The sequence below is a fragment of the Inquilinus limosus genome, assembly GCF_051487185.1.
GTDB lineage: Bacteria > Pseudomonadota > Alphaproteobacteria > DSM-16000 > Inquilinaceae > Inquilinus > Inquilinus limosus_F.
The window spans coordinates 262,083-284,800 of the sequence record NZ_JAHVDK010000004.1 but is presented as its reverse complement, the minus strand read 5'-3'; the positions used below and the strand labels follow the sequence as shown (position 1 = coordinate 284,800).

Here is a 22,718-nt window from a genome sequence, read left to right as displayed (position 1 = left end):
CTATCTGTTGTCAAGATCAAACTGAACGGTTCAGTTTAGTTCAAACTTTCCCTATCCTGCGTGCCGATGACCTGCCCTTTCACCGACATGCTTCCGCCGCCAGCCGCGGCCAGCCGGAAGCCGGACCAGATCCTGAAGGCGGCCTATGCCGTGTTTCTCGAGCAGGGCTATGGGGCGGCCAGCATGGATTCGATCGCGCGCGAGGCCGGCGTGTCCAAGGCCACGCTCTACGCCCATTTCGCCAGCAAGGAGGAGTTGTTCTCCGCGATCGTCGGCAATGCGTGCCGGGCGTTCGAACGGCTGGCCGCGATGTCGCCGCCGCCGGACGACCTGCGTTCGGCGCTGATGGAGGCCGGCGGCACGCTGCTGCGCTTCATCCTGCACCCCGACGTGGTCAAGGTGTACCGCAACGTGATGGCGGAGGCGGTGCGGTTCCCGGAGCTGGGTCGGGCGATGTACGAGGCCGGCCCGGGCCAGGGCAAGGCCCATCTGGCGAAGTTCTTCGCCGCCGCCACCGAGCGCGGCGTGCTGGCGGTGCCGGATCCGGAGCTGGCGGCCGAGCAGTTCGGCGCCATGATCCTTGGCCACATGAAGATGCGGCTCGAGCTCGGCATCGAGATCCCGAGCGAGGAGCGGATCGAGCGCGGCCTGAAGAGTGGCGTCGACGCCTTCCTGCGCGCCTACGCGGTTCCGGCGTCGTAGGGCGCCAAGCCCCTCATCGTCATGGCGAGCCCCGAAGGGGCGTGGCCATCCAGGCGGCACCGGCCTCTGGATGGCCACGGCGCTGCGCGCCTCGCCATGACGCAGTAAGGGTCTCTCTCCGAAGCGAACTCTACGGCAGCAGCACCGTCGATCCCGTGGTCTTCCGCGCCTCGAGGTCGCGATGGGCCTGGGCGGCCTCGCGCAGCGGATAGGTCTGGTTGATCGCGATCTTCACCGCGCCGCGGGCGACCACATCGAACAGCTCCGCCGCCGCGGCCTCGTGCTCCGCCCGGGTCGCGATATAGGTGCCGAGCGTCGGTCGGGTCAGGTACAGCGACCCCTTCTGCGACAGCACCAGCGGGCTGATCGGCGCCACCGGGCCGGAGGCGTTGCCGAAGGTCACCATCATGCCGCGCGGCGACAGGCAGTCGAGCGACCCCTCGAAGGTGGTCTTGCCGACGCCGTCATAGACCACCGGCACGCCCTTGCCGCCGGTGATGGCGCGCACGCGGGAGACGAAGTCCTCGGTCGTGTAGTCGATCACATGGTCGCAGCCGGCCGCCCGGGCGATCGCCACCTTCTCCGGCCCGCCGGCGGTGCCGATCACGGTGGCGCCGAGATGCTTGGCCCACTGGCAGGCGATCTGGCCGACGCCGCCGGCGGCGGCGTGGAACAGGATGGTCTGGCCCGGCTGCACCGGGAAGGTGCGGCGCAGGAGATACCAGGCGGTCAGCCCCTTCAGCATGATCGCGGCCGCGGTGCGGTCGGTGACGCCGTCCGGGATCTTCACCACCTTCTCGACCGGAATCACCCGTTCCTCGGAATAGGCGCCGATCGGGCCGTTGCCATAGGCGATCCGGTCGCCCGGCTTGAGGTCCTCGACGCCGGGCCCGACGGCGACGACCTCGCCCGCCGCCTCCTGCCCGAGGGCGACCGGCAGGGTCAGCTTGTACAGGCCGGCGCGGTGATAGGTGTCGATGTAGTTCAGGCCGATCGCGGTGTGGCGGACGCGGATCTCACCCTCGCCGGGCGCGGGCACCTCGACCGGCTCCCAGCGCAGCACCTCGGGGCCGCCGTTCTCATGGATGCGGATGGCGTGGACCATGGTTGTCTCCCTCAGCCGAGGTGGGTCTTCAGGAAGGCGGCGGTGCGGTCGTTCGCCAGCTTGGCGCCGGCCGCGTCGTAATGCTCGCCGCCGACGCGGGCGAAGGCGTGATCGAGGCCGGGATAGGCATGCACCGTGACCGTCGGCAGCGAGGCCATGCGTGCGCGGATCTCGGCCTGCGCCTCGGGCGGCACGAAACGGTCCTTCTCGGCGATGTGCAGCATCAGCGGCCGGGTGATGGCGCTGGCCTCGCCCAGGAGCTTGTCGATGCCGACGCCGTAATAGCTGACGGCACAGTCGGCGTCCGAGCGGGTGGCCATCAGGAAGGCCAGGCGGCCGCCCAGGCAGTAGCCAAGCGCGCCGGCGCGGCCGGTGCATTCCGGCAGGTCGCGCAGCGTGGCCAGCGAGGCGATCAGGTCCTCGACACCCGCGGTCTCGTTGAAGCCGTTGAACAGGGCGAAGGCCTTGTCCCACTCTGCCTTCGACTTGTCGGTGATATCGACGCCGGGCTCCTGCCGCCAGAACAGGTCGGGGCACAGGGCGACATAGCCCTGCGCGGCCAGGTCGTCGCAGATCTGCCGCATCACCGCATTGACGCCGAAGATCTCCTGGATCACCAGGATGCCTGGCCCGGAGCCCGAGGCCGGCCGCGCGAGATACGCGTTGAAGCGGCCGCCATCGGCAGCGGTGATGGTGACTGTCGCCATGGATGCGCTCTCCCTCGAGCGTTGCGGTGGACGAAGCAATCGGAGCAAACGGGGTGGACGATAACCGCAGGCCGGCGGGCTTGTCACGGCGGCCGAACAGCCCCGCAGCGCCGCCGTTGGATCGATTCAATTCGACGGGAATTTTCCTGGATATCCCTCGAACTCCAGCAGCCGGCGCTTGCGTTCCAGGCCGGAGGCGCTGCCGTAGCCGCCGAGGGCGCCGCCGGCGCCGATGACGCGATGGCAGGGCACCAGCAGCACCAGGTCGTTGCGGCCGCAAGCCTGGCCGACGGCGCGCGGGCCGCTGTTCAGGATATGCGCCAGGCCGCCATAGGACGCGGCCTCGCTATAGGGGATGTCGATGATCGCCTGCCGCACCCGGGCCTGGAACGGGCTGGCGGCCGGCGCCATCGGCAGGTCGAAGCGGCGCCGCTGGCCGGCGAAATACGCCTCGATCTGCCGGATCGCCTCGCGCAGCAGCTTGTCTCGCGGCAGGGTTTCGTCCGGCGGGTCCTGGACATGGTCGACGGCGGCGACCACGCCGCCGGCCACGGTGATCCGCACCGGCCCGACCGGGGTGGCGATCGTCGCGGTGACACGGTCCGCGGGAGCGAGGCTTCGGGCAATGCGCGTCATGGTCCGATCAGGTCGAGGAGGGCGTCCGGTTCGGTGACGGGGGCCTGGCACACCGGCCCGCGGCAGAGATAGGCGGTCGGCCGCCCGTCCAGCATCGCCTTGCCGGCGGCCGGGTGGCCTTCCGGCAGGGCCGTGCCGGGGTCGAGCCGCAGCAGCATCCGGCCGGGCAGCGATCGGCCATGGACCGCCCGCAGCAGCGCCCGGGTGGCGGGATCGTCCTTCGGGCCGATGACCACGATCTGCAACGGCTCCATCCGGTCCTCGGCCCGGTTCAGCCAGGTGGCGAGCGGGATGAAGTTCCGCTGCAGCTCGCCGGTGAAGGCGGCGATCAGGGAATCGGCGCGCAAGGCGTACAGCTGGTCGCCGGTCAGGTGGTGCAGCTGCGTCAGCACCCCGAGCATGGTGCCGTTGCCGGCCGGCACCGCGGCGTCGTACGCGCTCTTGGTGCGGACGATCAGCGTCTCGCCGTCATCGGCCGTCAGGAAATAGCCGCCGCGGCCGGCATCCCAGAAATGGGTGTCGAGCACCGCGGTCCAGCGCTTCGCATGGTCGAGATAGGCCGCCGTCTCGGTCGCCTCATGCAGGGCCAGCGCCGCCGCCGCCATGTCGGCATAGTCCTCGAGCAGCCCGGGCGCGGTCGCCTTGCCGCGGCGCCAGGCATGCGCCAGGCGGTCGCCCTGCCCGAGCTGCCGGACCACGGCGGCGAAGGCGGTCTCGGCCAGCGCGAGCCATTCCGGCCGGTCGAAGGCCAGGGCGGCGCGGGCCAGGGCGGCGGCCATCAGCCCGTTCCAGTCGGCCAGCACCTTGTCGTCCCAGCCCGGCCGTACGCGTACACCCCGGTGCTCGAGGAGTACGGCCCGGTCCGCCGCCAGCGCCGCCTCGGTTTCGGCGTCGCGCAGCGCCGGATCGCGGCGGCGGTTGAGGATGGTCTTGCCCTCCCAGTTGCCGTCCGGCGTGACGTCGTACGCCTGCTTGAACGCGGCCGCACGTTCACCCAGCGCGGCGTCGATCTCGGCCTCGGTCCAGACGTAGAACCGGCCCTCCTCGCCCTCGCTGTCAGCATCCAGCGTCGCGGCGAAGGCGCCGCCCTCCGCGATCATCTCGCGCTCGACCCAGGTCACCGTCTCCGCGACCCGGGCAGCGTACAGAGGATCACGCGTCTCCTGCCAGGCCAGGGTCAGGAGGTCGATCAGCTGGGCATTGTCATACAGCATCTTCTCGAAATGCGGCGCCAGCCACTCCTCGTCGGTGGAGTAGCGGGCGAAGCCGCCGCCGAGATGGTCGTAGAGGCCGCCCTGGCTCATCGCCGTCAGGGTGCGCAGCACGGCGTCGCGCCACTCCGGGCGGCGCGACCGACACCAGCCGCGCCACAGCAGCTCGAGGATGCTCGGCTGCGGGAATTTCGGGGCGCCGCGCATCCCGCCCCAAAGTGGGTCGAACTGCCCGGCCAGCCGCTCCGCCACCTGGTCGAGCACGTCGCGGTCGAGCCCCGCGCCGGGAGTGTTCTCCGAATGCTTGGCCAGGGCCTCGGTCAGGGCGGCGACGTTGCCGGTCACCTTCTCCGGCTCATTGGCATAGGCGGCGGCCAGGGCGCGCAGCACGTCGGTGAAGCCGGGCCGGCCCCAGCGGCTGGTCGGCGGGAAATAGGTGCCGCCCCAGAAAGGCTTGCCCTCCGGCGTCAGGAACATGGTCAGCGGCCAGCCGCCCTGCTGGCCGAGCATCGCCAGCGCCGTCTGGTAGATGGTATCGACATCCGGCCGCTCCTCGCGGTCGACCTTGATCGACACGAACAGATCGTTCATCACCGCGGCCGTGGCCGGGTCCTCGAAGCTCTCATGCGCCATCACATGGCACCAGTGGCAGGCGGCGTAGCCGACCGACAGCAGCACCGGCTTGTTCTCGGCGCGGGCGCGGGCGAAGGCCTCCGGGCCCCAGGGCTGCCAGTCCACCGGATTGTCGGCGTGCTGCAGCAGATAGGGGCTGGTCTCCCCGGCGAGGCGATTGGGGGCGAGGCGGTTCGGCATCTCGAAATCCCGGTCTGTGGGGCCGGCCTGTGGTGGATCTGCGGCCAGCGGCTATACTCCCCTGCCACGATAACGCCGCCAACTCCCCAGGAGGATCCCGATGAAGGTCTCGATCGATATCGACTGCACGCCGGAGGAGGCGCGCGCCTTCTTCGGCCTGCCGGATGTCGGCCCGATGCAGCAGGCGCTGCTGAAGGATCTGGAGGGGCGGATGCGCGCCAACCTGGCGGCGATGGAGCCGGAGGCGCTGTTCAAGACCTGGCTGCCCGCGAGCCTCGAAGGCTTCGAGACGCTGCAGCGCGCCTTCTGGCAGAGCATGACCGGCGGCAAGGGAGGCAAGTCCTGAGCGTGCGGATGCGAACGGACAGGCGTGTTTCACGTGAAACAACGGCCGGCACCGGTCTCGCTTCATGACTCGCCGTGACACCATCTTCGCCCCGGCGACCCCCGCCGGGCGCGGCGGTGTGGCGGTGCTGCGGATCTCCGGTCCCGACGCCGGGCCGGCGCTGCGGGTGCTGACCGAACGCCCCCTCCCCGCCCCTCGCCTGGCGACGCTGGCGGAGCTGCGCGACCCGGCCGACGGCACACCGCTCGACCGCGGCCTCGTGCTCTGGTTCCCCGGCCCCGCCAGCTACACCGGCGAGGACGTCGTCGAGCTGCATCTCCATGGCGGGCGGGCGGTGACCCGCGGCGTGGTCGAGGCGTTGGCCCGGCTGCCGGGGCTGCGCCCGGCCGAGCCGGGGGAGTTCACCAAGCGCGCTTTCCTGGCCGGCAAGCTAGACCTCACCGAGGCCGAGGCGGTGGCCGACCTGGTCGACGCCGAGACCCGGGCCCAGCGGCTGCAGGCGCTGCGCCAGCTCGGCGGCGCTCTCGGCGAGCTCTATGAAAGCTGGCGCGCGTCGCTGATGCGGGCGCTGGCCATGACCGAGGCGGCGCTCGATTTTCCCGACGAGGGGCTGCCGCCCGATCTGGCGGCGGAGGCGGAGCGGATCGTGGCCGAGGTGTCGGCGGCGATCGCCGCCCATCTCGACGATGCCGGCCGCGGCGAGCGGCTGCGCGAGGGGGTGCACATCGCCATCCTCGGCCCGGTCAACGCCGGCAAGTCCAGCCTGCTGAACGCGCTGGCCCGGCGCGACGTCGCCATTGTCTCCGACCGGCCGGGCACCACCCGCGACGTGGTCGAGGTTGCGCTCGATCTGCGCGGCTACCCGGTGGTGCTGGCCGACACGGCGGGGCTGCGCGAGACCATCGACGAGATCGAGATCGAGGGCATCCGCCGCTCCCACCACCGCGCCGCCGAGGCCGATCTGCGCCTGGTCATCCGAGACGCGGCGGAACCTGTGTCTGCTGATCCGGCCTTGGGCCCGGGGCCCGACACGATCCGTGTGGTCAACAAGATCGATCTGGCGCCGCAGGCGCCACGGGCGGCGGATGAGATCGCCATCTCCGTGCGCACCGGTGCCGGAGTCGACCGGCTGCTCGACGCCGTGGCCGAGGCGGTGGAGCGGCGGCTGACCGGCGACGGCTCTCCTGCCCTCACCCGGGCCCGCCACCGCGCGGCCCTGGAGGATGCGCGCGACGCCCTGGCCCGGGTGCCGACGGCACCGCTGCCCGAGCTGGCGGCGGAGGATCTGCGCCTGGCTCTGCGCGCCCTCGGCCGCATCACCGGCCGGGTCGATGTCGAGGACATGCTCGACGTGCTGTTCGGCAGCTTCTGTATCGGGAAGTGAGATGTTTCACGTGGAACATCGGCGGGGCGATTCGGGCTGCGTCCGTCGGCGTGATGGATTGCTTCGTCGGCTGCGCCTTCTCGCAATGACGGTGGAGAGTGCCGGTCGTCCCCTCTCAACGTCATTGCGAGCGAAGCGAAGCAATCCATAGCAATCTTACCTCTAAAAAGGGTCAGATCAGGTCCGGATAGAGGTCGCGCCACTCGGGGTTCAGCGCCTGGATCAGCGCGATCTTCTTCTCCCGCGACCCGCCCTTGATCTGCTTCTCTCGCGCGATCGCCTCATCATCGACGGCAGGGTCTCGTACCAGACCAGGATCTTGCAGCCATATCGAGACGAGAAACCCGCGACCGCGCCCTCGCGATGCTGATGAACCCGCCGGAGCAGGTCCGACGTGACACCCGTGTAGAGCGTGCCGTTGCGGCGGTTCGCCATGATGTAGACGGCAGGCTGCATTGGAAGACCGCCGATTCCGATAATTGCATAGCATGCTATGGCACATCGACGCTTGCGTGGATTGCTTCGCCGGCTTCGCCTCCTCGCAATGACGATTGGGGAGCACGGCCCCGGCTCCTCCTCGTCGTTGCGAGCGTAGCGAAGCAATCCATGGTTGCGCCTTGGGTGTGATGCCTCGATTTTGCGAGGCGATGTTGGCCTCACCGCATCGTTTGTCGAAACAGCCGGTCCTGCAGCGCGTCGGCCAGCGACCGATCGGATCGGCCGACGGCGCCGGCAAGCAGGCGGGCGAGATCGGTGGCTTCCGCCGCAGTCATCAGGCCGCTGATCTGCACCCGGCCGCCGAGAATGGGTTCGCGGATGATCGGGGCCGTGATCAAGGCCTCATCGATCAGCACGGCCAGAATCCGGCCGACATTATCGGTGGTCGCCCGGGCCAGGTGGTCGCGACCGGCCAGGGTTAGCGTCAGCTCGACGACAGGGCTTGCCGAGGTCGGATCAATCCGGACCGCGGCCGAGGCGATATCAGGGGTCGACAGCACGGCATTCGGCTGCAGGTAGAGGACCCGGCCGCTGCCCTCAATTCGGGTCAGGCCGGGCCCCGGCTCGGTCTCGGCGAAGCGCATCTGCACGTCCGGCGGGGCGGTCCGGGCTGTCGGCGGCGGCTCGATCGGGATCGACAGCGCGGTGGCCAGGGCCGTGGCGGTGGCGGCCAGGGTGGAGACGATGGAGAGCACGAGATGGCATCCTCCCGCGATGTTTCACGTGAAACACCCTGGTCTAGTGCAGGCGCATCTGATCCTGCCGTGTCAGATCGCCTTGGCGATTGCTTCGGCTTTCGCCTTCGAGAACTTGTTGGCAATGGTCAGGCGGCCGCCGAGGGAGCCGTCGATGGGCTGCGTCGACACGAGCCGGCCGTCGACGATGATGGCGAGCGTGCCGCCGCGATGGGCTCGCAAGATCGGGGCGAGCCGGTCCGGCACACCTTCCTTGAGTTGGACCACAATCCGATAGTCACCGAACGGCGACGGGAGAATCCGGACCAGGGACGTGTCCGCGCTGGTGATCAGGGAATCCGGCTGCAGGTACACGGTGGTTTCGGTCGATGATGCTTGTGTCAGGCCGGGGCCGGGAGACGGTTCGGCCAAGTGGACCTGCAGACCTGTCGGAGAAGCCACCTCCTTGGACGGGCGGCTCGGCACGCATGCGCCGAGCACTGCCGCGGCCGCGAAAGGCAGGGTCGCCCAGATCACCGCGCGGCGTGCAAGCAAGCTTTTCTGTTTCACGTGAAACCCCCTGATGTCCCCGCATTTGACCCCGCGGGGCCGTCTCCGTAAAGTCCGCCGCCATGGAACAGTATGATGTTATCGTGGTCGGCGGCGGCCATGCCGGATGCGAGGCGGCGGCGGCCGCGGCGCGGTTTGGCGCGCGCACGGCGCTGGTCACCCAGCGGCTCTCTACGATCGGCGAAATGTCCTGCAACCCGGCCATCGGCGGGCTGGGCAAGGGCCATCTGGTGCGCGAGATCGATGCGCTGGACGGCATCATGGGCCGCGTGACCGACCGCGCCGGTATCCAGTTCCGCATCCTCAACCGCAGCAAGGGTCCGGCGGTGCGCGGCCCCCGCGCCCAGGCCGACCGCAAGCTGTACCGCCAGGCGATGCAGGCGGTGCTGGCCGAGCAGTCGGATCTCGACATCGTCGCCGGCTCGGTCGAGGACCTGACCTTCGATTCCTCCGGCGCCGTCTCCGGTGTGACGCTGGCCGATGGCCGCATGTTCGCGGCTGGGGCGGTGGTGCTGACCACCGGCACCTTCCTGCGCGGCCTGATCCATATCGGCGAGGAGAAGCGGCCGGCCGGCCGGGTCGGCGATGCGCCGTCGATCGGCCTGGCCGAGACGCTGCACCGGCTGGGCCTGACCCTCGGCCGGCTGAAGACCGGCACGCCGCCGCGGCTCGACGGCCGGACCATCGACTGGGCGGCGTTGGAGGAGCAGAAGGGCGACGACCCGCCGGTCCCCTTCTCCGACCTCACCGCGCGGATCACGGTGCCGCAGGTCTCCTGCTTCATCACCTACACCACCCCGGCGACCCACGAGCTGATTCGCGCCAATCTGCACCGGGCGCCGATGTATTCCGGGCAGATCGAGAGCGTCGGCCCACGCTACTGCCCCTCGATCGAGGACAAGGTGGTGCGCTTCGCCGATAAGGAGCGGCACCAGATCTTCCTGGAGCCGGAGGGGCTGGACGACCCGACGGTCTACCCGAATGGCATCTCCACCTCCCTGCCCCGCGAGGTGCAGGAGGCCCTGGTGCACGGCATCCCGGGGCTGGAGAAGGCGACGATCCTGCGCCCCGGCTACGCCATCGAGTATGATTTCGTCGACCCCAGGCAGCTCGACCGGTCGCTGATGCTGCGGTCCGTGCCGCGGCTGTTCCTGGCCGGCCAGATCAACGGCACCACCGGCTATGAGGAGGCGGCGGCCCAGGGCCTGCTGGCCGGCTTGAACGCGGCCCGCGCCGTGGCCGGGAACGAGCCGCTGCTGCTCGACCGGGCCGAGGCCTATATCGGCGTCATGATCGACGACCTGGTGACCCGCGGCGCGCCCGAGCCCTACCGCATGTTCACCTCGCGCGCCGAGTACCGGCTGATGCTGCGCGCCGACAATGCCGACCAGCGCCTGACCGCCCGCGGCATCGCCGCCGGCTGCGTCGGGGCCGACCGGCAGGATCTCTTCGCCCGCAAATCGGCGGCGCTGGAGTCGGCACGGCAGCGGATCCGGTCCCTGTCGCTGACCCCGACCGAGGCGCGGCGGCACGGCCTCTCGGTCAACCAGGACGGCATCCGCCGTGACGGCCTGGACCTGCTGCGTTATCCGGAGATCGACCTGGCCGCCCTGGCCCGGATCTGGCCGGAGCTGGCGGAGTGGCCGGACGCGGTGGCGGAGCAGATCGAGATCGAGGCGAAATATGCCGGCTATCTCGACCGGCAGGAGGCCGATATCCGGGCCTTCCGCCGCGACGAGGGCTTGGCCCTGCCGGCGGAGCTGGACTTCGATGCGATCGGCAGCCTGTCGACCGAGATCCGCCAGATCCTGAAGCGGTCGCGGCCGCCGACCCTCGGCGCCGCGGCGCGGCTGCCGGGCGTGACGCCGGCGGCGCTGGTCGCGCTTCTCAAGCATGTCCGGCGCGAGGGGGAGGACCGGCGTGCCATCGCCTGAAGGGAGCCGGCCCTCCCGGCCCTCATCGTCATTGCGAGCGCAGCGAAGCAATCCATCGCGACCCTGGCGGACTGTGACGTGGATTGCTTCGTCGGCTTCGCCTCCTCGCAATGACGGGGAAAAGCGGCCGGTCCAGCGTCGTAGGGTGTCATGACGGTCGGCGCCGAATCCATTCCCCTCCCCCCGGATCTCTCGGAAAAACTCGACCGCTACGAGGCGTTGCTGCGGAAATGGCAGGGGGCGATCAATCTGGTCGCGCCCTCGACCCTGCCCGATCTGCGGCGGCGGCATTTCGAGGATTCGCTGCAGCTGGTGCCGCTGATCCCGACCGGGGCGAAGGTGTTGGTCGATCTCGGCAGCGGCGCCGGCTTCCCCGGGCTGGTGCTGGCGCTGGCGACGGGGCTGGAGACGCATCTGATCGAGAGCGACCAGCGCAAGGCCGAGTTCCTGCGCAGTGTTTCACGTGAAACACGGGCGCCGGTGACAGTGCATGCGAGGCGGATCGAAGAGGTCGCCCCCTTCCCCGCCGATGTGGTGACCGCCCGCGCCCTCGCGGCCCTGCCCGTGCTGCTCGATCATGCCGCCCGATTCGCCGGCCCGGACACCGTTGCGATCTTCCCCAAGGGCCGGGCCGCCGAGGCCGAATTGACCGCCCTGCCGCCTTCACCGAAGATGACCATCGACCTCCATCCGAGCCGGACCGATCCCGACGCCGTGCTCATCCGCATCGAGGGGTTCGCCCGTGGCTGACGACGCCCAAATGACGACCATGAGCGCGGAGGCCGAAGCCCCCCGCCTCACCCGCACCATCGCCATCGCCAACCAGAAGGGCGGCGTCGGCAAGACCACCACGGCGATCAACCTGGCCACCGCCCTGGCCGCGGTGCGCAAGCGGGTGCTGGTGATCGATCTCGACCCGCAGGGCAATGCCTCCACCGGCTTCGGCCTGCCGCGGGCGAAGCGCGGCCTCGGCTCCTACGACCTTCTCTTCGGCAACACCACGGTGGCCGATTCGGCGGTCGCGACCGAGGTGCCGGGCCTGGACCTGATCCCGGCCTCGGTCGACCTCGCCGGCGCCGAGGTCCAGCTGGTCGAGGCGGTGCGGCGGGAATACCGGCTGCGCAGCGCGCTTCGGCCCCATGCCGACGGCTACGACTACATCCTGATCGACTGCCCGCCCTCGCTCGGCCTCCTCACCCTCAACGCGCTGACCGCGGCCGATGCCGTGCTGGTGCCGCTGCAATGCGAGTTCTATGCGCTGGAGGGGCTGAGCCATCTGATGCGGACGATCGAGCGCGTCCGCAAGGCCTTCAACCCGGCGCTCGAGATGCAGGGGATCGTGCTGACCATGTATGACCGGCGCAACAACCTCTCCGACATGGTGGCGCGCGACGTGCGCCAGCATCTCGGGGCCAAGGTGTACGAGACGGTGATCCCGCGGAACGTCCGCGTCTCCGAGGCGCCGTCGCACGGCAAGCCGGTCCTGGTCTACGACCTCGCCTCCTCCGGCGCCCAGGCCTATGTCCACCTCGCCTCCGAGATGCTGAAGCGCGAAGAGCAGAGGAGCGCTGCATGAGCGCGGCCGAGAGCAGCCCCCGCCGCCGCCCCAGCCTGGGCCGCGGCCTCGACGCCCTGTTCGGCGAGGCCGAGGAGGCCGACATCGCCGCCGCCAGCGCGCCGGGAGAGCCGCGTGCGCCGCGCAGCCTGCCGATCGAGTTCCTGAGCCCGGGGCCGTTCCAGCCGCGGCGGAGATTCGACGAGGCGGAACTGGACCGGCTGGTCGAGTCGATCCGTAGCCAGGGTGTGCTGCAGCCGCTTCTGGTCCGGCCGGTCGAGGGCAAGCCCGACCGCTACCACATCATCGCCGGCGAACGCCGCTGGCGCGCGGCGCAGAAGGCCAAGCTGCACGAGGTCCCGGTGGTGGTCCGGCCGATGTCGGACCGCGAGGCGCTGCAGATCGCCATCATCGAGAACGTTCAGCGCCAGGACCTGACGGCGCTGGAGGAGGCCGAGGGCTATCAGCGGCTGCTCGACGAGTTCGGCCTGACCCAGGAGGATGTGGCGCAGGCGGTGGGCAAGAGCCGCAGCCACATCGCCAACACGCTGCGCCTGCTCGACCTGCCGGAGACCGTGCTGGCCAAGCTGCAGGAAGGGCTGCTGACCGCCGGCCACGCCCGCGCGCTGCTGGGCTGTCCGGACCCGGAGGCGGCGGCGCAGAAGGTGATCGCCAAGGGACTCAACGTCCGCCAGACCGAACAGCTGGCCCGCGACGCCCGCGAGCAGCCCGCCCCCGCCCCGACCCGGCCGGCGGTGCGCGACCCGAACATCGTGGCGCTGGAACGGGACATCGAGACCCGGCTGGGCTTCAAGGTGAAGATCGACACCCGCGACAACACCAGCGGCACGATCCACATCAGCTACAGCAATCTCGACCAGTTCGCCGCCCTGCTGAAACGGCTGCAGGGGACGAAGGAGAAGTGGTAGGCAGAGTTGCAGTGCGAACTCGGCCCACGGACTGCAGCGCCGGACGCAGCGTACAGGCTGCAAGTTGCTATAATGTTCTTTTGCGGTCGAGTCGGGCAGCCCTATGAGTGGTGACGGGAACGAGCCAGTGCATCTCGTAGAGGATGCTGAGACGGGAGACAGGTTTCTCGTATACGCGACCGACAAGGGGTTGCGGCTGGACATCCGCTACGAAGGGGACACGCTTTGGATGTCGCAGGCTCAGATCGGCCAGCTCTTCGGTGTTGATCGATCGGTTATCACGAAGCACATCGCGAATGTGTATGCCGAGGGCGAATTGGACGCCGAGGCAACGAGTGCAAAGATTGCACAAGTTCGGCAGGAGGGGTCTCGCAAGGTCGAACGGCAGATCGAGCACTATAATCTCGATGTGGTGATCTCGGTGGGCTACCGGGTGTCTTCTGCCCAGGCGACCGTCTTTCGCCGGTGGGCGACTGGTGTTTTGGTCCAGTTCGCCAAAAAGGGCTTTGTGGTTGATGCCTATCGCCTCAAGCAGCCCGAAAACGTCGATCGGGTGGCTGAGCTACGCGAGATATTCGCGATATTCGATCGGACGAGGCCAATATCTACCGCGAGCTTCGCCGAATTTGCGCCATGTGTCAGGACTACGACGGCACGACGGAAGCGGCGCGCGAATTCTATCAAAGAACACAAGCAAAGCTGGTCTACTCGGTTACATCGCATACGCCAGCAGAGATCATTGTCGAAAGAGCAAACCATGACTCAAAGACTATGGGTCTACAAACTTGGCCAAACGACCAGATACGCAAATCGGACGTCACGGTGTCCAAAAATTACCTAACTGAACCGAAATCAAAGAGCTGAACCGCCTTACCACCATACTGCTAGACATATTTGAAGATCAGCTTGATATGGGTGGGCTTGTTGTAATGAAAGACGCGCAAGATCTTCTCGATCGGCAGCTGCGTCAACTCGGACGAGTTGTGCTAAGCAGTGGCGGAACCGTGAGTGCTTCCGATGCAAAGCGGAAAGCGGAAGAACAATACGAGAAGCTTGACCGTAAACGAAAACTTGAACGCCAGCGAGAAGCCGACGAACATATCGCAGCCCTGGCAAGAGAAGCGAAGAATCTGCCAAAACCGCGACGCCGCTAGCAGGTAGGCTGCGCTCGCGGCTCGAACCTGACTGCGGGGAGGTGACACTTTACCCCTTCCTTGCCACTGCCCGCGCGATGCGCAGCAGCGTCGCGGCGCAGACGGTTTCTGGCGGGCGGCCGGTGCGCTTGCATTCGGCCTCGGCCTCGATCAGGCGGCGCAGCGCCTCGCCGATCTGGTCCTGGTTCCAGCGCCGGACCTGGCCGCGGATCGCCGCCTTGGCCTTGAAGAACACCGGTGGCCGCAGCGCCGCCATGGCGGCGTCCGGCGCGTCGCCGCCGTCGATCATCACCGCCAGCTGGTGCAGCCGCAGGAAGTGCCGCTGCACCGCGCGCAGGATGCCGATCGCCTCGCCGCCCTCCGACAGCAGGCGGCCGAGGGAGCGGTCGACGCCGGCCAGGTCGCCATCGGCCACCGCCATGGCGAGATCGTCCAGCGAGCGCTCGGTGGCGTCGCCGATCGTGGCGCGCACCGCCTCGACATCGACGCGACCGCCCTCCCCGACATAGGCGATCAGCTTCTCGATCTCGCGCCGGGCGATCTGGCGATCGCCGACCAGCTGCGAGGCCAGCATCTGCTCGGCCTCGCCATCGGCCGAGAGCTTGGCCTCGGACAGGAGGCGATGGATGAAGCGACCGATCGCCTCCTCGTCCGGCATGTAGCACGCGATGGCGGCCGCGGCCTCCGCCCCCTCCGCCAGCTTGCGCAGGGCCGAGCGGGGCGTCAGCTCGTCGGCCTCCAGCACCACCAGCGTGTCGGTCTCGCCGCCGGCGAGGACGGTCTCGAGCGCCGGCGCAACCGCGTCGGTCGCGTCGCGCACCCGCACCAGGCGGCGGCCGCCGGTCAGCGACAGGGCGAAGACCTCATCGACCAGCCGGGCGGGGTCGCGGCCGATCTCGGCGGCCGGCAGCTCGGCGACGCGGAACGGATCGGTGGGCGGGTCGACCACGCCACGGGCCAGCGTGTCGGCATAGTCGCGCACGGCGCCGGCATCCGGGCCGTACAGCAGCACCGCGCGGATGCCGGGATCGGGCCGCCGGACGAAGCTGTCGATCCGGTTCGGCGGCAGCTTCACGGATGCCGGTCGAAATAGAGTGCGAGGCGGGTGCGGATGTCCTCGCCGAGGGAATGCAGCGCCCGCTCGCGCGCATCGCGTTCGCCGACCAGCGTCGTGTACTGGTCGGCCAGGATGTTGAAGCTGGTGATCTCGGTGACCGAATCGGAGAAGACCGGCTGGCCGGTCTTGCGGTCGGTCAACACGAAGGCCGCGGTCAGGGTCAGGTTCTTTCGGGTCGTCGTCAGGTCGCTGATCAGGTTGACGTCCTGCTGCGACTCGGCGAGCGAGACGGCGAGGTCGTAGACCGGCTGGGCCGGGCGGCCCTGCGGGTTGAGCGTCCGGATCAGCTCGGAACGCAGCTGCTGCCCCGGCCGCTCGCTGATGACACCGACATTGATCTGCGCCAGCTTGTCGGACATCGCCACGCCGACCGAGTTGGTGCCGTAGAGCGGCCTGAGGCCGCAGGCCCCGAGCGCGAGGATCAGGAGCAGCGGGGCTGCGAGTCTAACCCACGACATTGACGATCCTGTTCGGCACCACGATGACCTTGCGCACGGCCCGGCCGTCGAGCGCGCGGGCGACATTGTCGTCGGCCAGCGCGGCTTCCCGCGCGGTCGCCTCATCGGCGTCGCGCGGCAGCACCACGGTGGCGCGCAGCTTGCCGTTGACCTGGACCGCGACGGTCACGGTCTCGTCGATCAGCAGCCCCGGATCGGCCTTCGGCCAGGGCGCGTCGGCCAGCAGGCCCTGGTGGCCCAGATGCTGCCACAGCGCCTCGCCGATATGCGGCACCATCGGGCCGATCAGTCGGACCACGCCGTCGAAGGCTTCGCGCAGCGCCCAGGTCTCGCCCGGCCCCTTGCCCCCCTGCTCCGCCACGATCTTGCCGATCAGGTTGGTCAGCTCGCGAATCCGGGCCACGGCCTTGTTGAAGTGGAACCGCTCCAGATCCTCGCCGACCCCGGCGATGGTCTTGTGCAGCGCCCGGCGCAGCCCTTCGGCCGCCGGGCTGAACGCGGCCGGCGGCGGCTCTCCGGCCGCGGGCAGCGGCGCGGGGCACTCGGTGACCAGCCGCCACAGCTGCTGCAGATAGCGCCAGGCACCCTCGATGCCGGCCTCGGTCCATTCCATGTCGCGGTCCGGCGGGCTGTCGGACAGGATGAACAGCCGAGCCGCGTCGGCGCCGTAGGTGTCGATGATCACCTGCGGGTCGACCGTGTTGCGCTTGGACTTCGACATCTTCTCGATGCGGCCGGCGGTGACCGGCGCACCGTCGGACAGCCTGGTCCAGGTCCCCTGCTCGTCCCGCGCGACCTCGGTCGGGTACAGCCAGGCGCCCTGGGCGTCGCGATAGGTCTGGTGCGTGACCATGCCCTGGGTGAACAGCCCGGCGAAGGGCTCGTCGATGCCGAGATAGCCGCAGCGCTTCAGCGCCCGGATGAAGAAGCGCGAATACAGCAGGTGCAGCACCGCATGCTCGATGCCGCCGATATACTGGTCGACGGGCAGCCAGCGGTCGACCGCGGCGCGGTCGAAAGCCTGGGCGCTGCGCGGTGAGCAGAAGCGCGCGAAGTACCAGGAGCTTTCGAAGAAGGTGTCGAAGGTGTCGGTCTCGCGCTGCGCCTTGCCGCCGCATTTCGGGCAGGCGACGTGTTTCCAGGTCGGGTGCCGGTCCAGCGGGTTGCCCGGCTGGTCGAAGGTCACGTCCTCCGGCAGCGTCACCGGCAGCTGGCTCTCCGGCACCGGCACGATGCCGCAGCTGTCGCAATGGATGATGGGGATCGGGCAGCCCCAGTAGCGCTGACGCGACACGCCCCAGTCGCGCAGCCGGTAGCGCACCGTCCCCTCCCCCACCCCGCGCTGCTGCAGGGCGGCGATGGTGATGTCCTTGGCCTCGTCGACCGTGATCGGGCGGTCCGGCGTCAGCGGGCCCAGATCATAGGCGAAGGCGCCGTCGGTGTAGACCATCGCCTCGGCCTGGGCCGCGCCGTCGGGGCGGTCCGCCCCGGCCGGCCACAGCACCGGCTTGATCGGCAGGCCGTAGGCGCGGGCGAAGTCGAAATCGCGCTGGTCATGCGCCGGGCAGCCGAAGATGGCGCCGGTGCCGTATTCCATCAGCACGAAATTGGCGACATAGACTGGCACCGTGAAGCTCGGATCCAGCGGATGGACGGCGCGCAGGCCGGTGTCGATGCCGCGCTTCTCCTGCGTCTCGATGACCGCCTCGCTGGTGCCGGTGCGGCGGCATTCGGCGATGAATTCGGCCACGGCCGGGTTGCCGCGGCCGATCTCGTCGGCCAGCGGGTGGTCCGGCGAGACGGCGCAGAAGCTGGCGCCGAACAGCGTGTCCGGCCGGGTGGTGAAGATCTCCAGGCCGCTCCCCTCGCCTTCTGGGCGGCCCTGCAGCCGGAAAGTGACGCGGGCCCCGACTGACCGGCCGATCCAGTTCTCCTGCATCAACCGCACCCGCTCCGGCCAGCGCTCCATGGTCGGCAGCGCCGCCAGCAGGTCGTCGGCGTATTCGGTGATGCGCAGGAACCACTGGCTCAGCTTGCGCCGCTCGACCGGCGCGCCGGAGCGCCAGCCGCGGCCGTCGATCACCTGCTCATTGGCCAGGACCGTGTTCTCGACCGGGTCCCAGTTGACCCAGGATTCCTTGCGGTAGGCCAGGCCCGCCGCCAGGAAATCCAGGAACATCTTCTGTTCGTGGCGGTAGTAATCCGGGTGGCAGGTCGCGATCTCGCGATCCCAGTCCAGCGACAACCCCATGGACTGCAGCTGGGTGCGCATCGCCGCGATGTTCTCGTAGGTCCAGGCGGCCGGATGGGCGCCGCGCTCGATCGCCGCGTTCTCCGCCGGCAGGCCGAACGCGTCCCAGCCCATCGGGTGCAGCACGTCGAAGCCCAGGGCCCGGCGGTGCCGCGCCACCACGTCGCCCAGCGTGTAGTTGCGGACATGGCCCATATGGATGCGCCCCGAGGGATAGGGGAACATCTCCAGCACGTAGTATTTCGGCCGGTCGCCGAGTGTCTCCAGCCGGAAGGTGCCGCGCTCCCGCCACACGGCCTGCCAATGCGCTTCGGTCTCTCGGTGATTGTAGCGGGACATCTCGATGCTCTTGCCTGGGAACCCAGGCATTTACAGGGAAAGGGCGCCGCGGATCAATCCCGCGGCGCCCGGAAGGACTGCAGCGCTAGCCTGAGACAGAAGCCGGGATCACTGGGCGGTCGACTGCTCGAGCCCGGTGATGCGCAGCTGCCGCGCCTTGGTCAGGATGGTGTCTTCCAGCGCGCTGGCCATGGTGGCGGGCGCCGGCGCGTCGGCCCAGCCGCCCCTGCCCTGGACCTGGCGGAACACGCTGACCCGGACGCCGTCGGAGCGGAGCTCGCGGCCCAGGATGTAGACGTTCAGCTTGTAGCGCTCGTTGGGGCTGTTCGGCGCCGTGTACCAGTCGGTGACGATGGTGCCGCCGAACGGGTCGGCGCTGGTGATCGGCATGAAGGACACGGTGTCGAGGCTGGCGCGCCAGAGATAGGCGTTGACGCCGAGGAGGGCGCCCTCGCCGAGATCCTGGGGCCGCTCGGCACCGGCGCCGAAGCTCAGGCCGCCCGGGCCGAAGATGCTCTGGTTGTCCGGCGGGGTGCGTTCGCGCGAGGGGCCCAGCTCGGGGCTGGGGCCGACCTTGATGCCATCGTCGGAGCAGGCGGCAAGGGAGACAACGACCGTCAGCAGGGCGAACAGCGATCTCAACGACATTCGGCGCGGCCACATAGAAAAAGGGAGCGGCATCATAGCCGCTCCCCTTCCAAAGGCTAGCTTTTTATAGGATCGATCAGAACGCGACCGAGATGCCGGTCAGGAACGTCGCCTGCTCCCACTCGGTCTCGTCGTTCGTGACCACACCGCCGATCTCCTGCTTGCGGAAGTTCTGGATCTCGTAGATCACCTCGGCGTAGGTGTTCAGGCCCGGCGCCAGGGTGTAGTTCACGGTTGCCGCAGCGATGTGGTTGTCCTTCAGGTCGAACTTGCTGTCGCCACCCGAGCCGGACAGATCGTTGTTCTTGTCGGCCCAGGTGTAGGCATAGCCGAGGCCGAAGTTCAAGGCGCCGAGGCTGTAGCCGAGGCCAACACCGACCGTGTTGAAGTCCCTGTCGGTCGAACCGGCAAAGGCGCCGCTCGGCGTGCCGACCCAGACGATGCTGCCGACGATGCCGCCGAAGCCGACCTGGCCGCCGACGCTGTAGGTCTCGAGGTCCCAATGGCCGTTGATGCCGTTGGCGTAGCTGGCGGTGCCGCGGACCTTGACAGAGGTGCCGTCGAACTCGCTCTCGTAGCCGACGCCGCCGCTGATCGCGTTCTCGAAGACCTGGCCGTCGTTGAACAGGTCATCCCGCCCGACGGTACCGGTGCTGAGGTCCGTGGTGTCCGAGATGACCGGCGTGAAGCCGACGGCGAAGATGAAGCCGCCGATGCTCGGCGAGGAGTACTTGATGCTGGTGCTACGGGCCAGACCCGAAATGTAGGTCGGGTCGAGCGAGAAGAAGTCGCCGCCGCCGTAGCGGTAGTTGCCGTCCAGGTTGTCGCCGTAGCCGCCGGCCGCGTTCAGGATGTCGTCGGGCGCGAAGAAATAGCCGAAGTCGCCGGCCACCTGCGGCGAATCACCGAAGGTCACGGTACCGAACTCGCCCTTCACGTACACATACTGGCGGTCGACCGTGACGTTCTGGCGGCGGTTGACGTTGTTCATACGGATGCGGGCGCCGTATTCGAGGCCGGAATCCGTGACGTTCTTGATGTCGAACTGCAGACGGCCGTTCGAGTTGAAGTCATACTCGCGGTCGCGGCCGTCGTCCGTCGAGCCGATGATCAGGCCGGCTTCCCAGGCGACGAAACCGCTGATCTTCATCTCGAGCCCGGACGTGATCGGCTTGTCTTGCGCCGACGCTGGCGCTGCAGCCGCCAGCGCGGCGGCGACCAGCGCCGTCCCACCCAGCAGAATCTTCTTCATTCCTACCTCCTAACGCGGCCGCACGGCCGGATGTCCCCTAGAAAGTCCCCTCGAAGACGACACCACAGCCAGGGCGCGAATGGCGTCGATCTGCAGGTTATACGGGGCAGCCATGCCGGCCGACAATGAGCAAGTTGCACAGAAGTCACAAAAGCTGGGACGTGTGCTTCCGGTGCAACATCCGGTCGCGGCGGCCCCGGAGACATCGCATGCAGGCATTCGGCATGATCGCGAAAGCCGCCGAAGCCGGGGGCCGCCCGGCGGCCGCCGACCGCCGTCCTGAACCGCCCGCGACCTGCGGCGCCGGGCCGCGCCCGGGCCGCGGGCGTTGCAAACCCGCATCGTTGTGCCGGATTGTCGCAGTATGACGACCATCACAGTTGCAGACACGCTCGCTTCGCTTCGATCGCGGATCGAGGCCGCCGCCCGGGACGCCGGCCGCGACCCCGCCGCGGTCACCCTCGTCGCCGTCTCCAAGGTCCAGCCGGACGACCGCATCGAGGCCGCGCTCGCGGCCGGCCAGCGGGTGTTCGGCGAGAACCGGGTGCAGGAGGCTCAGGCCCGGTGGGCGGCACGTCGCGCGGCGTGGCCGGACCTCGAGGTGCGGCTGATCGGGCCGTTGCAGACCAACAAGGCGAAGGACGCCGTGCGGCTGTTCGATGTGATCGAGACGGTCGACCGCCCGAAGCTGGCGCGCAGCCTGGCCGAGGCGATGGCGGCGACCGGCCGGCGGCTCGACTGCCTGATCCAGGTCAACACCGGCGAGGAGCCGCAGAAGGCCGGGGTCGTGCCGCGCGAGACCGAGGACCTCTACCGCCTGTGCACCGAGGAATGCGGCCTCTCGATCCGCGGCCTGATGTGCATCCCGCCGGTGGACGAGCCGCCGGCGCTGCACTTCGCGCTGCTCGCCGACCTGGCCGCGAAGCTCAGCCTGCCGGTGCTGAGCATGGGGATGAGCGATGATTTCGAGGTCGCGGTGCGCTACGGCGCCACCCATGTGCGCGTCGGCACGGCCCTGTTCGGCGCCCGCGCCGTCCTGCCGAAGCCGGGGGAGTAACCGGTCAGGGCGGCAGGATCACCAGCGTGTCGCCGGGCGCCGCGGCGGCCAGGAGGTCGAGCAGATCGGCCCGGGAGAGGGCGACGCAGCCCTCGGTCGGGCCCCAGTCCGGCTGGGCCAGATGGATGAATACGGCGCTGCCGAGGCCGGCCACCGGCGGGTCGTCGTTATGGCCGATCACGATGATAAGGTCGTAGAGCCCATCGTCCCGCCACATCCGCTCGTGCCGGGCTGGGTAGGGCAGGCGGACCGGCCGGTTGTAGGCCGGGTCGGCGGGATCGTCGCACCAGCCGTCGGCCGGCGCGATCGGCGCGCAGGGCAGGGCGGTCGCCGGGGCGGGACCGCGGTCCGGCCGGTATAGCGACCGGCGCAGCGGGAAGCGGCCGGCCGGCGTCGCCCCGTCGCCCTCGCGCTTGTCCGGCCGCACCCCGCCGCGGCCGAGCGCGCAGACCCTGCGGCCGGCGCCCCAGTCGATCCATCCTGCCGGCGAGACCACCACCTCCACCGCTTCGCCTCCGATTCGTCGCGAAATTGAGCGATCGTGCTAGATTGCGCCGCCATGGTCGCCATTGCATCCGATAGCACCGCATCCGACACCACCGCTGAGGCCAGGAAACGGCTTCTTGTCGCCTGCGGCAACAGCGCGCTGCGCGCCCTGTTGGGCGAGCAGTTCGCGGCATCGGCGGATTTCGCCGCCACGACGGTGGCGGAAGCGGCGGCAGCCGAGGCCGCGGTCGCCTGGGCCGCGGCTACGGGGGACAGTTTCGCCGCCGCGATCATCGATGATGCGGTCCTCGACGGTGCGGACGACCCGGCGAGCGAGACGCTGTGCGGCCGGCTGCGCTCCTCGGGCCTCGCCGGGCCGATCCTGGCGATCGGCGACAGGGCTGAAGGCTTCGCCGACGCCGACGCGATGCTACGCCCGCCGATCCGGATCGGCGTCCTGCTCACCAGCCTGCGCGCCGCCCTGGCGCGGCGCGGCCAGGTCCAGCCGGACCCGGATCTCGGCCCGTACCGCTTCGATTCGACGGGCCTGCGCCTGATCCACAGCGGCGACGGGCGGGAGATCCGGCTGACCGCCAAGGAGGCGGCGATCCTGCGCCATCTGCGCCGGCAGGACGGCGCCACGGTGTCGCGCGACTCCCTGCTCGACGCCGTCTGGGGCTATGCCTCCGGGGTCGCCACCCACACGGTGGAGACGCATATCTATCGGCTGCGGCGCAAGATCGAATCCGACCCGGCGCGGCCGTCGCTGCTGCTGACCGTCCCCGGCGGTTACGCGCTGGGCAGCGCAGGGGGGTGCGAATGAAGACGGCGGCAACCCCTGTGACGGGCGACACAGACATGGGCCTGCGGCCGTGTTTCACCATCAATATGT

22 protein-coding genes and 2 pseudogenes are annotated in these 22,718 nt (G+C 69.3%); 11 read left to right on the top strand and 13 right to left on the bottom strand.

Annotation, left to right across the window (positions count from 1 at the left end):
- Positions 1 to 87 precede the first annotated feature (87 nt).
- Complete coding sequence (locus tag KXR53_RS06735) at positions 88 to 702, top strand: TetR/AcrR family transcriptional regulator (RefSeq protein ID WP_437374328.1); 615 nt, start codon at positions 88 to 90, stop codon at positions 700 to 702.
- Between the two features lie 130 nt (positions 703 to 832).
- On the opposite strand, the gene KXR53_RS06730 is transcribed toward KXR53_RS06735, so the two are convergent.
- From KXR53_RS06730 to KXR53_RS06715, 4 genes are all read right to left on the bottom strand, one after another.
- Complete coding sequence (locus tag KXR53_RS06730) at positions 833 to 1,807, bottom strand: quinone oxidoreductase family protein (RefSeq protein WP_437374327.1); 975 nt, start codon at positions 1,805 to 1,807, stop codon at positions 833 to 835.
- 11 nt (positions 1,808 to 1,818) lie between these two features.
- Positions 1,819 to 2,514 carry a dienelactone hydrolase family protein gene (locus KXR53_RS06725; protein WP_437374326.1) on the bottom strand — a complete coding sequence of 232 codons (696 nt, stop codon included), beginning with the start codon at positions 2,512 to 2,514 and terminating at the stop codon, positions 1,819 to 1,821.
- Between the two features lie 126 nt (positions 2,515 to 2,640).
- Positions 2,641 to 3,150 carry a methylated-DNA--[protein]-cysteine S-methyltransferase gene (locus KXR53_RS06720; RefSeq protein ID WP_437374325.1) on the bottom strand — a complete coding sequence of 170 codons (510 nt, stop codon included), beginning with the start codon at positions 3,148 to 3,150 and terminating at the stop codon, positions 2,641 to 2,643.
- Entirely contained in the window at positions 3,147 to 5,174 is a 2,028-nt protein-coding gene (locus KXR53_RS06715; protein ID WP_437374324.1) for a thioredoxin domain-containing protein, read from the bottom strand. Before KXR53_RS06715 ends, KXR53_RS06720 begins: the two co-directional genes overlap by 4 nt.
- 100 nt (positions 5,175 to 5,274) lie before the next feature.
- On the opposite strand from KXR53_RS06715, the gene KXR53_RS06710 reads away from it, so the two are divergent.
- A complete protein-coding gene (locus KXR53_RS06710) occupies positions 5,275 to 5,520 on the top strand; it encodes a DUF6489 family protein (RefSeq protein ID WP_437374323.1) in 246 nt (81 codons plus the stop codon).
- A gap of 64 nt (positions 5,521 to 5,584) precedes the next feature.
- Complete coding sequence (gene mnmE / locus KXR53_RS06705; protein ID WP_437374322.1) at positions 5,585 to 6,904, top strand: tRNA uridine-5-carboxymethylaminomethyl(34) synthesis GTPase MnmE; 1,320 nt, start codon at positions 5,585 to 5,587, stop codon at positions 6,902 to 6,904.
- 222 nt (positions 6,905 to 7,126) lie between these two features.
- On the opposite strand, the gene KXR53_RS06700 is transcribed toward mnmE, so the two are convergent.
- From KXR53_RS06700 to KXR53_RS06690, 3 genes are all read right to left on the bottom strand, one after another.
- Complete coding sequence (locus KXR53_RS06700; RefSeq protein ID WP_437374378.1) at positions 7,127 to 7,339, bottom strand: GIY-YIG nuclease family protein; 213 nt, start codon at positions 7,337 to 7,339, stop codon at positions 7,127 to 7,129.
- A gap of 221 nt (positions 7,340 to 7,560) precedes the next feature.
- Positions 7,561 to 8,097 (bottom strand): SecDF P1 head subdomain-containing protein, encoded by a 537-nt coding sequence (locus tag KXR53_RS06695; protein ID WP_437374321.1) that lies wholly within the window; start codon positions 8,095 to 8,097, stop codon positions 7,561 to 7,563.
- Between the two features lie 72 nt (positions 8,098 to 8,169).
- A complete protein-coding gene (locus KXR53_RS06690) occupies positions 8,170 to 8,646 on the bottom strand; it encodes a hypothetical protein (protein WP_437374320.1) in 477 nt (158 codons plus the stop codon).
- Positions 8,647 to 8,708: 62 nt separating this feature from the next.
- Between KXR53_RS06690 and mnmG the strand changes: the two genes are divergently transcribed.
- From mnmG to rhuM, 6 genes and pseudogenes are all read left to right on the top strand, one after another.
- A complete protein-coding gene (mnmG, locus tag KXR53_RS06685) occupies positions 8,709 to 10,580 on the top strand; it encodes a tRNA uridine-5-carboxymethylaminomethyl(34) synthesis enzyme MnmG (protein ID WP_437374319.1) in 1,872 nt (623 codons plus the stop codon).
- Between the two features lie 150 nt (positions 10,581 to 10,730).
- The gene (rsmG, locus tag KXR53_RS06680) at positions 10,731 to 11,330 is read left to right on the top strand and encodes a 16S rRNA (guanine(527)-N(7))-methyltransferase RsmG (protein ID WP_437374318.1); all 600 of its coding nucleotides are present in this window, start codon (positions 10,731 to 10,733) and stop codon (positions 11,328 to 11,330) included.
- Positions 11,331 to 11,340: 10 nt separating this feature from the next.
- Complete coding sequence (locus tag KXR53_RS06675; protein ID WP_437374317.1) at positions 11,341 to 12,156, top strand: ParA family protein; 816 nt, start codon at positions 11,341 to 11,343, stop codon at positions 12,154 to 12,156.
- Positions 12,153 to 13,064, top strand: coding sequence for a ParB/RepB/Spo0J family partition protein (locus tag KXR53_RS06670; RefSeq protein ID WP_437374316.1), 912 nt, complete (start codon positions 12,153 to 12,155; stop codon positions 13,062 to 13,064). The genes KXR53_RS06675 and KXR53_RS06670 overlap by 4 nt, the downstream gene beginning before the upstream one ends.
- A 103-nt stretch (positions 13,065 to 13,167) precedes the next feature.
- Positions 13,168 to 13,596 (top strand): annotated as a pseudogene (locus KXR53_RS06665) (virulence RhuM family protein); the annotation flags it as partial.
- Between the two features lie 41 nt (positions 13,597 to 13,637).
- Positions 13,638 to 14,218, top strand: a pseudogene (gene rhuM / locus KXR53_RS06660) (RhuM family protein).
- 49 nt (positions 14,219 to 14,267) lie between these two features.
- Here the strand turns inward: rhuM and holA are convergent.
- From holA to KXR53_RS06635, 5 genes are all read right to left on the bottom strand, one after another.
- Positions 14,268 to 15,293 carry a DNA polymerase III subunit delta gene (gene holA / locus KXR53_RS06655; RefSeq protein WP_437374315.1) on the bottom strand — a complete coding sequence of 342 codons (1,026 nt, stop codon included), beginning with the start codon at positions 15,291 to 15,293 and terminating at the stop codon, positions 14,268 to 14,270.
- Positions 15,290 to 15,793 carry an LPS assembly lipoprotein LptE gene (lptE, locus tag KXR53_RS06650; protein ID WP_437374314.1) on the bottom strand — a complete coding sequence of 168 codons (504 nt, stop codon included), beginning with the start codon at positions 15,791 to 15,793 and terminating at the stop codon, positions 15,290 to 15,292. Before lptE ends, holA begins: the two co-directional genes overlap by 4 nt.
- The gene (leuS, locus tag KXR53_RS06645; RefSeq protein WP_437374313.1) at positions 15,780 to 18,413 is read right to left on the bottom strand and encodes a leucine--tRNA ligase; all 2,634 of its coding nucleotides are present in this window, start codon (positions 18,411 to 18,413) and stop codon (positions 15,780 to 15,782) included. The genes lptE and leuS overlap by 14 nt, the downstream gene beginning before the upstream one ends.
- Before the next feature lie 78 nt (positions 18,414 to 18,491).
- Positions 18,492 to 19,031 carry a DUF3576 domain-containing protein gene (locus KXR53_RS06640; protein WP_437374312.1) on the bottom strand — a complete coding sequence of 180 codons (540 nt, stop codon included), beginning with the start codon at positions 19,029 to 19,031 and terminating at the stop codon, positions 18,492 to 18,494.
- 76 nt (positions 19,032 to 19,107) lie between these two features.
- Positions 19,108 to 20,283 carry a porin gene (locus KXR53_RS06635; protein WP_437374311.1) on the bottom strand — a complete coding sequence of 392 codons (1,176 nt, stop codon included), beginning with the start codon at positions 20,281 to 20,283 and terminating at the stop codon, positions 19,108 to 19,110.
- A 364-nt stretch (positions 20,284 to 20,647) separates the two neighbouring features.
- On the opposite strand from KXR53_RS06635, the gene KXR53_RS06630 reads away from it, so the two are divergent.
- Positions 20,648 to 21,340, top strand: a complete 693-nt coding sequence (locus KXR53_RS06630; RefSeq protein WP_437374310.1) for a YggS family pyridoxal phosphate-dependent enzyme — start codon at positions 20,648 to 20,650, stop codon at positions 21,338 to 21,340.
- A gap of 4 nt (positions 21,341 to 21,344) precedes the next feature.
- Here KXR53_RS06630 and KXR53_RS06625 read toward each other — a convergent pair whose 3' ends face one another.
- A complete protein-coding gene (locus KXR53_RS06625; RefSeq protein WP_437374309.1) occupies positions 21,345 to 21,845 on the bottom strand; it encodes a L,D-transpeptidase family protein in 501 nt (166 codons plus the stop codon).
- A gap of 54 nt (positions 21,846 to 21,899) precedes the next feature.
- Here KXR53_RS06625 and KXR53_RS06620 point away from each other — a divergent pair, with 54 nt between their 5' ends.
- On the top strand, positions 21,900 to 22,649 hold the full coding sequence (locus tag KXR53_RS06620) for a winged helix-turn-helix domain-containing protein (protein ID WP_437374308.1): 750 nt from the start codon (positions 21,900 to 21,902) through the stop codon (positions 22,647 to 22,649).
- Positions 22,650 to 22,718: the final 69 nt, after the last annotated feature.

Bases quoted from the DNA above. Each gene is read 5' to 3' on its own strand.
- KXR53_RS06735 (WP_437374328.1), top strand. From the start codon at position 88: ATGCTTCCGCCGCCAGCCGCGGCCAGCCGGAAGCCGGACCAGATCCTG.
- KXR53_RS06730 (WP_437374327.1), bottom strand. From the start codon at position 1,807: ATGGTCCACGCCATCCGCATCCATGAGAACGGCGGCCCCGAGGTGCTG.
- KXR53_RS06725 (WP_437374326.1), bottom strand. From the start codon at position 2,514: ATGGCGACAGTCACCATCACCGCTGCCGATGGCGGCCGCTTCAACGCG.
- KXR53_RS06720 (WP_437374325.1), bottom strand. From the start codon at position 3,150: ATGACGCGCATTGCCCGAAGCCTCGCTCCCGCGGACCGTGTCACCGCG.
- KXR53_RS06715 (WP_437374324.1), bottom strand. From the start codon at position 5,174: ATGCCGAACCGCCTCGCCCCCAATCGCCTCGCCGGGGAGACCAGCCCC.
- KXR53_RS06710 (WP_437374323.1), top strand. From the start codon at position 5,275: ATGAAGGTCTCGATCGATATCGACTGCACGCCGGAGGAGGCGCGCGCC.
- mnmE (WP_437374322.1), top strand. From the start codon at position 5,585: ATGACTCGCCGTGACACCATCTTCGCCCCGGCGACCCCCGCCGGGCGC.
- KXR53_RS06700 (WP_437374378.1), bottom strand. From the start codon at position 7,339: ATGGCGAACCGCCGCAACGGCACGCTCTACACGGGTGTCACGTCGGAC.
- mnmG (WP_437374319.1), top strand. From the start codon at position 8,709: ATGGAACAGTATGATGTTATCGTGGTCGGCGGCGGCCATGCCGGATGC.
- rsmG (WP_437374318.1), top strand. From the start codon at position 10,731: ATGACGGTCGGCGCCGAATCCATTCCCCTCCCCCCGGATCTCTCGGAA.
- KXR53_RS06675 (WP_437374317.1), top strand. From the start codon at position 11,341: ATGACGACCATGAGCGCGGAGGCCGAAGCCCCCCGCCTCACCCGCACC.
- KXR53_RS06670 (WP_437374316.1), top strand. From the start codon at position 12,153: ATGAGCGCGGCCGAGAGCAGCCCCCGCCGCCGCCCCAGCCTGGGCCGC.
- lptE (WP_437374314.1), bottom strand. From the start codon at position 15,793: ATGTCGTGGGTTAGACTCGCAGCCCCGCTGCTCCTGATCCTCGCGCTC.
- leuS (WP_437374313.1), bottom strand. From the start codon at position 18,413: ATGCCTGGGTTCCCAGGCAAGAGCATCGAGATGTCCCGCTACAATCAC.
- KXR53_RS06640 (WP_437374312.1), bottom strand. From the start codon at position 19,031: ATGTCGTTGAGATCGCTGTTCGCCCTGCTGACGGTCGTTGTCTCCCTT.
- KXR53_RS06635 (WP_437374311.1), bottom strand. From the start codon at position 20,283: ATGAAGAAGATTCTGCTGGGTGGGACGGCGCTGGTCGCCGCCGCGCTG.
- KXR53_RS06630 (WP_437374310.1), top strand. From the start codon at position 20,648: ATGACGACCATCACAGTTGCAGACACGCTCGCTTCGCTTCGATCGCGG.
- KXR53_RS06620 (WP_437374308.1), top strand. From the start codon at position 21,900: ATGGTCGCCATTGCATCCGATAGCACCGCATCCGACACCACCGCTGAG.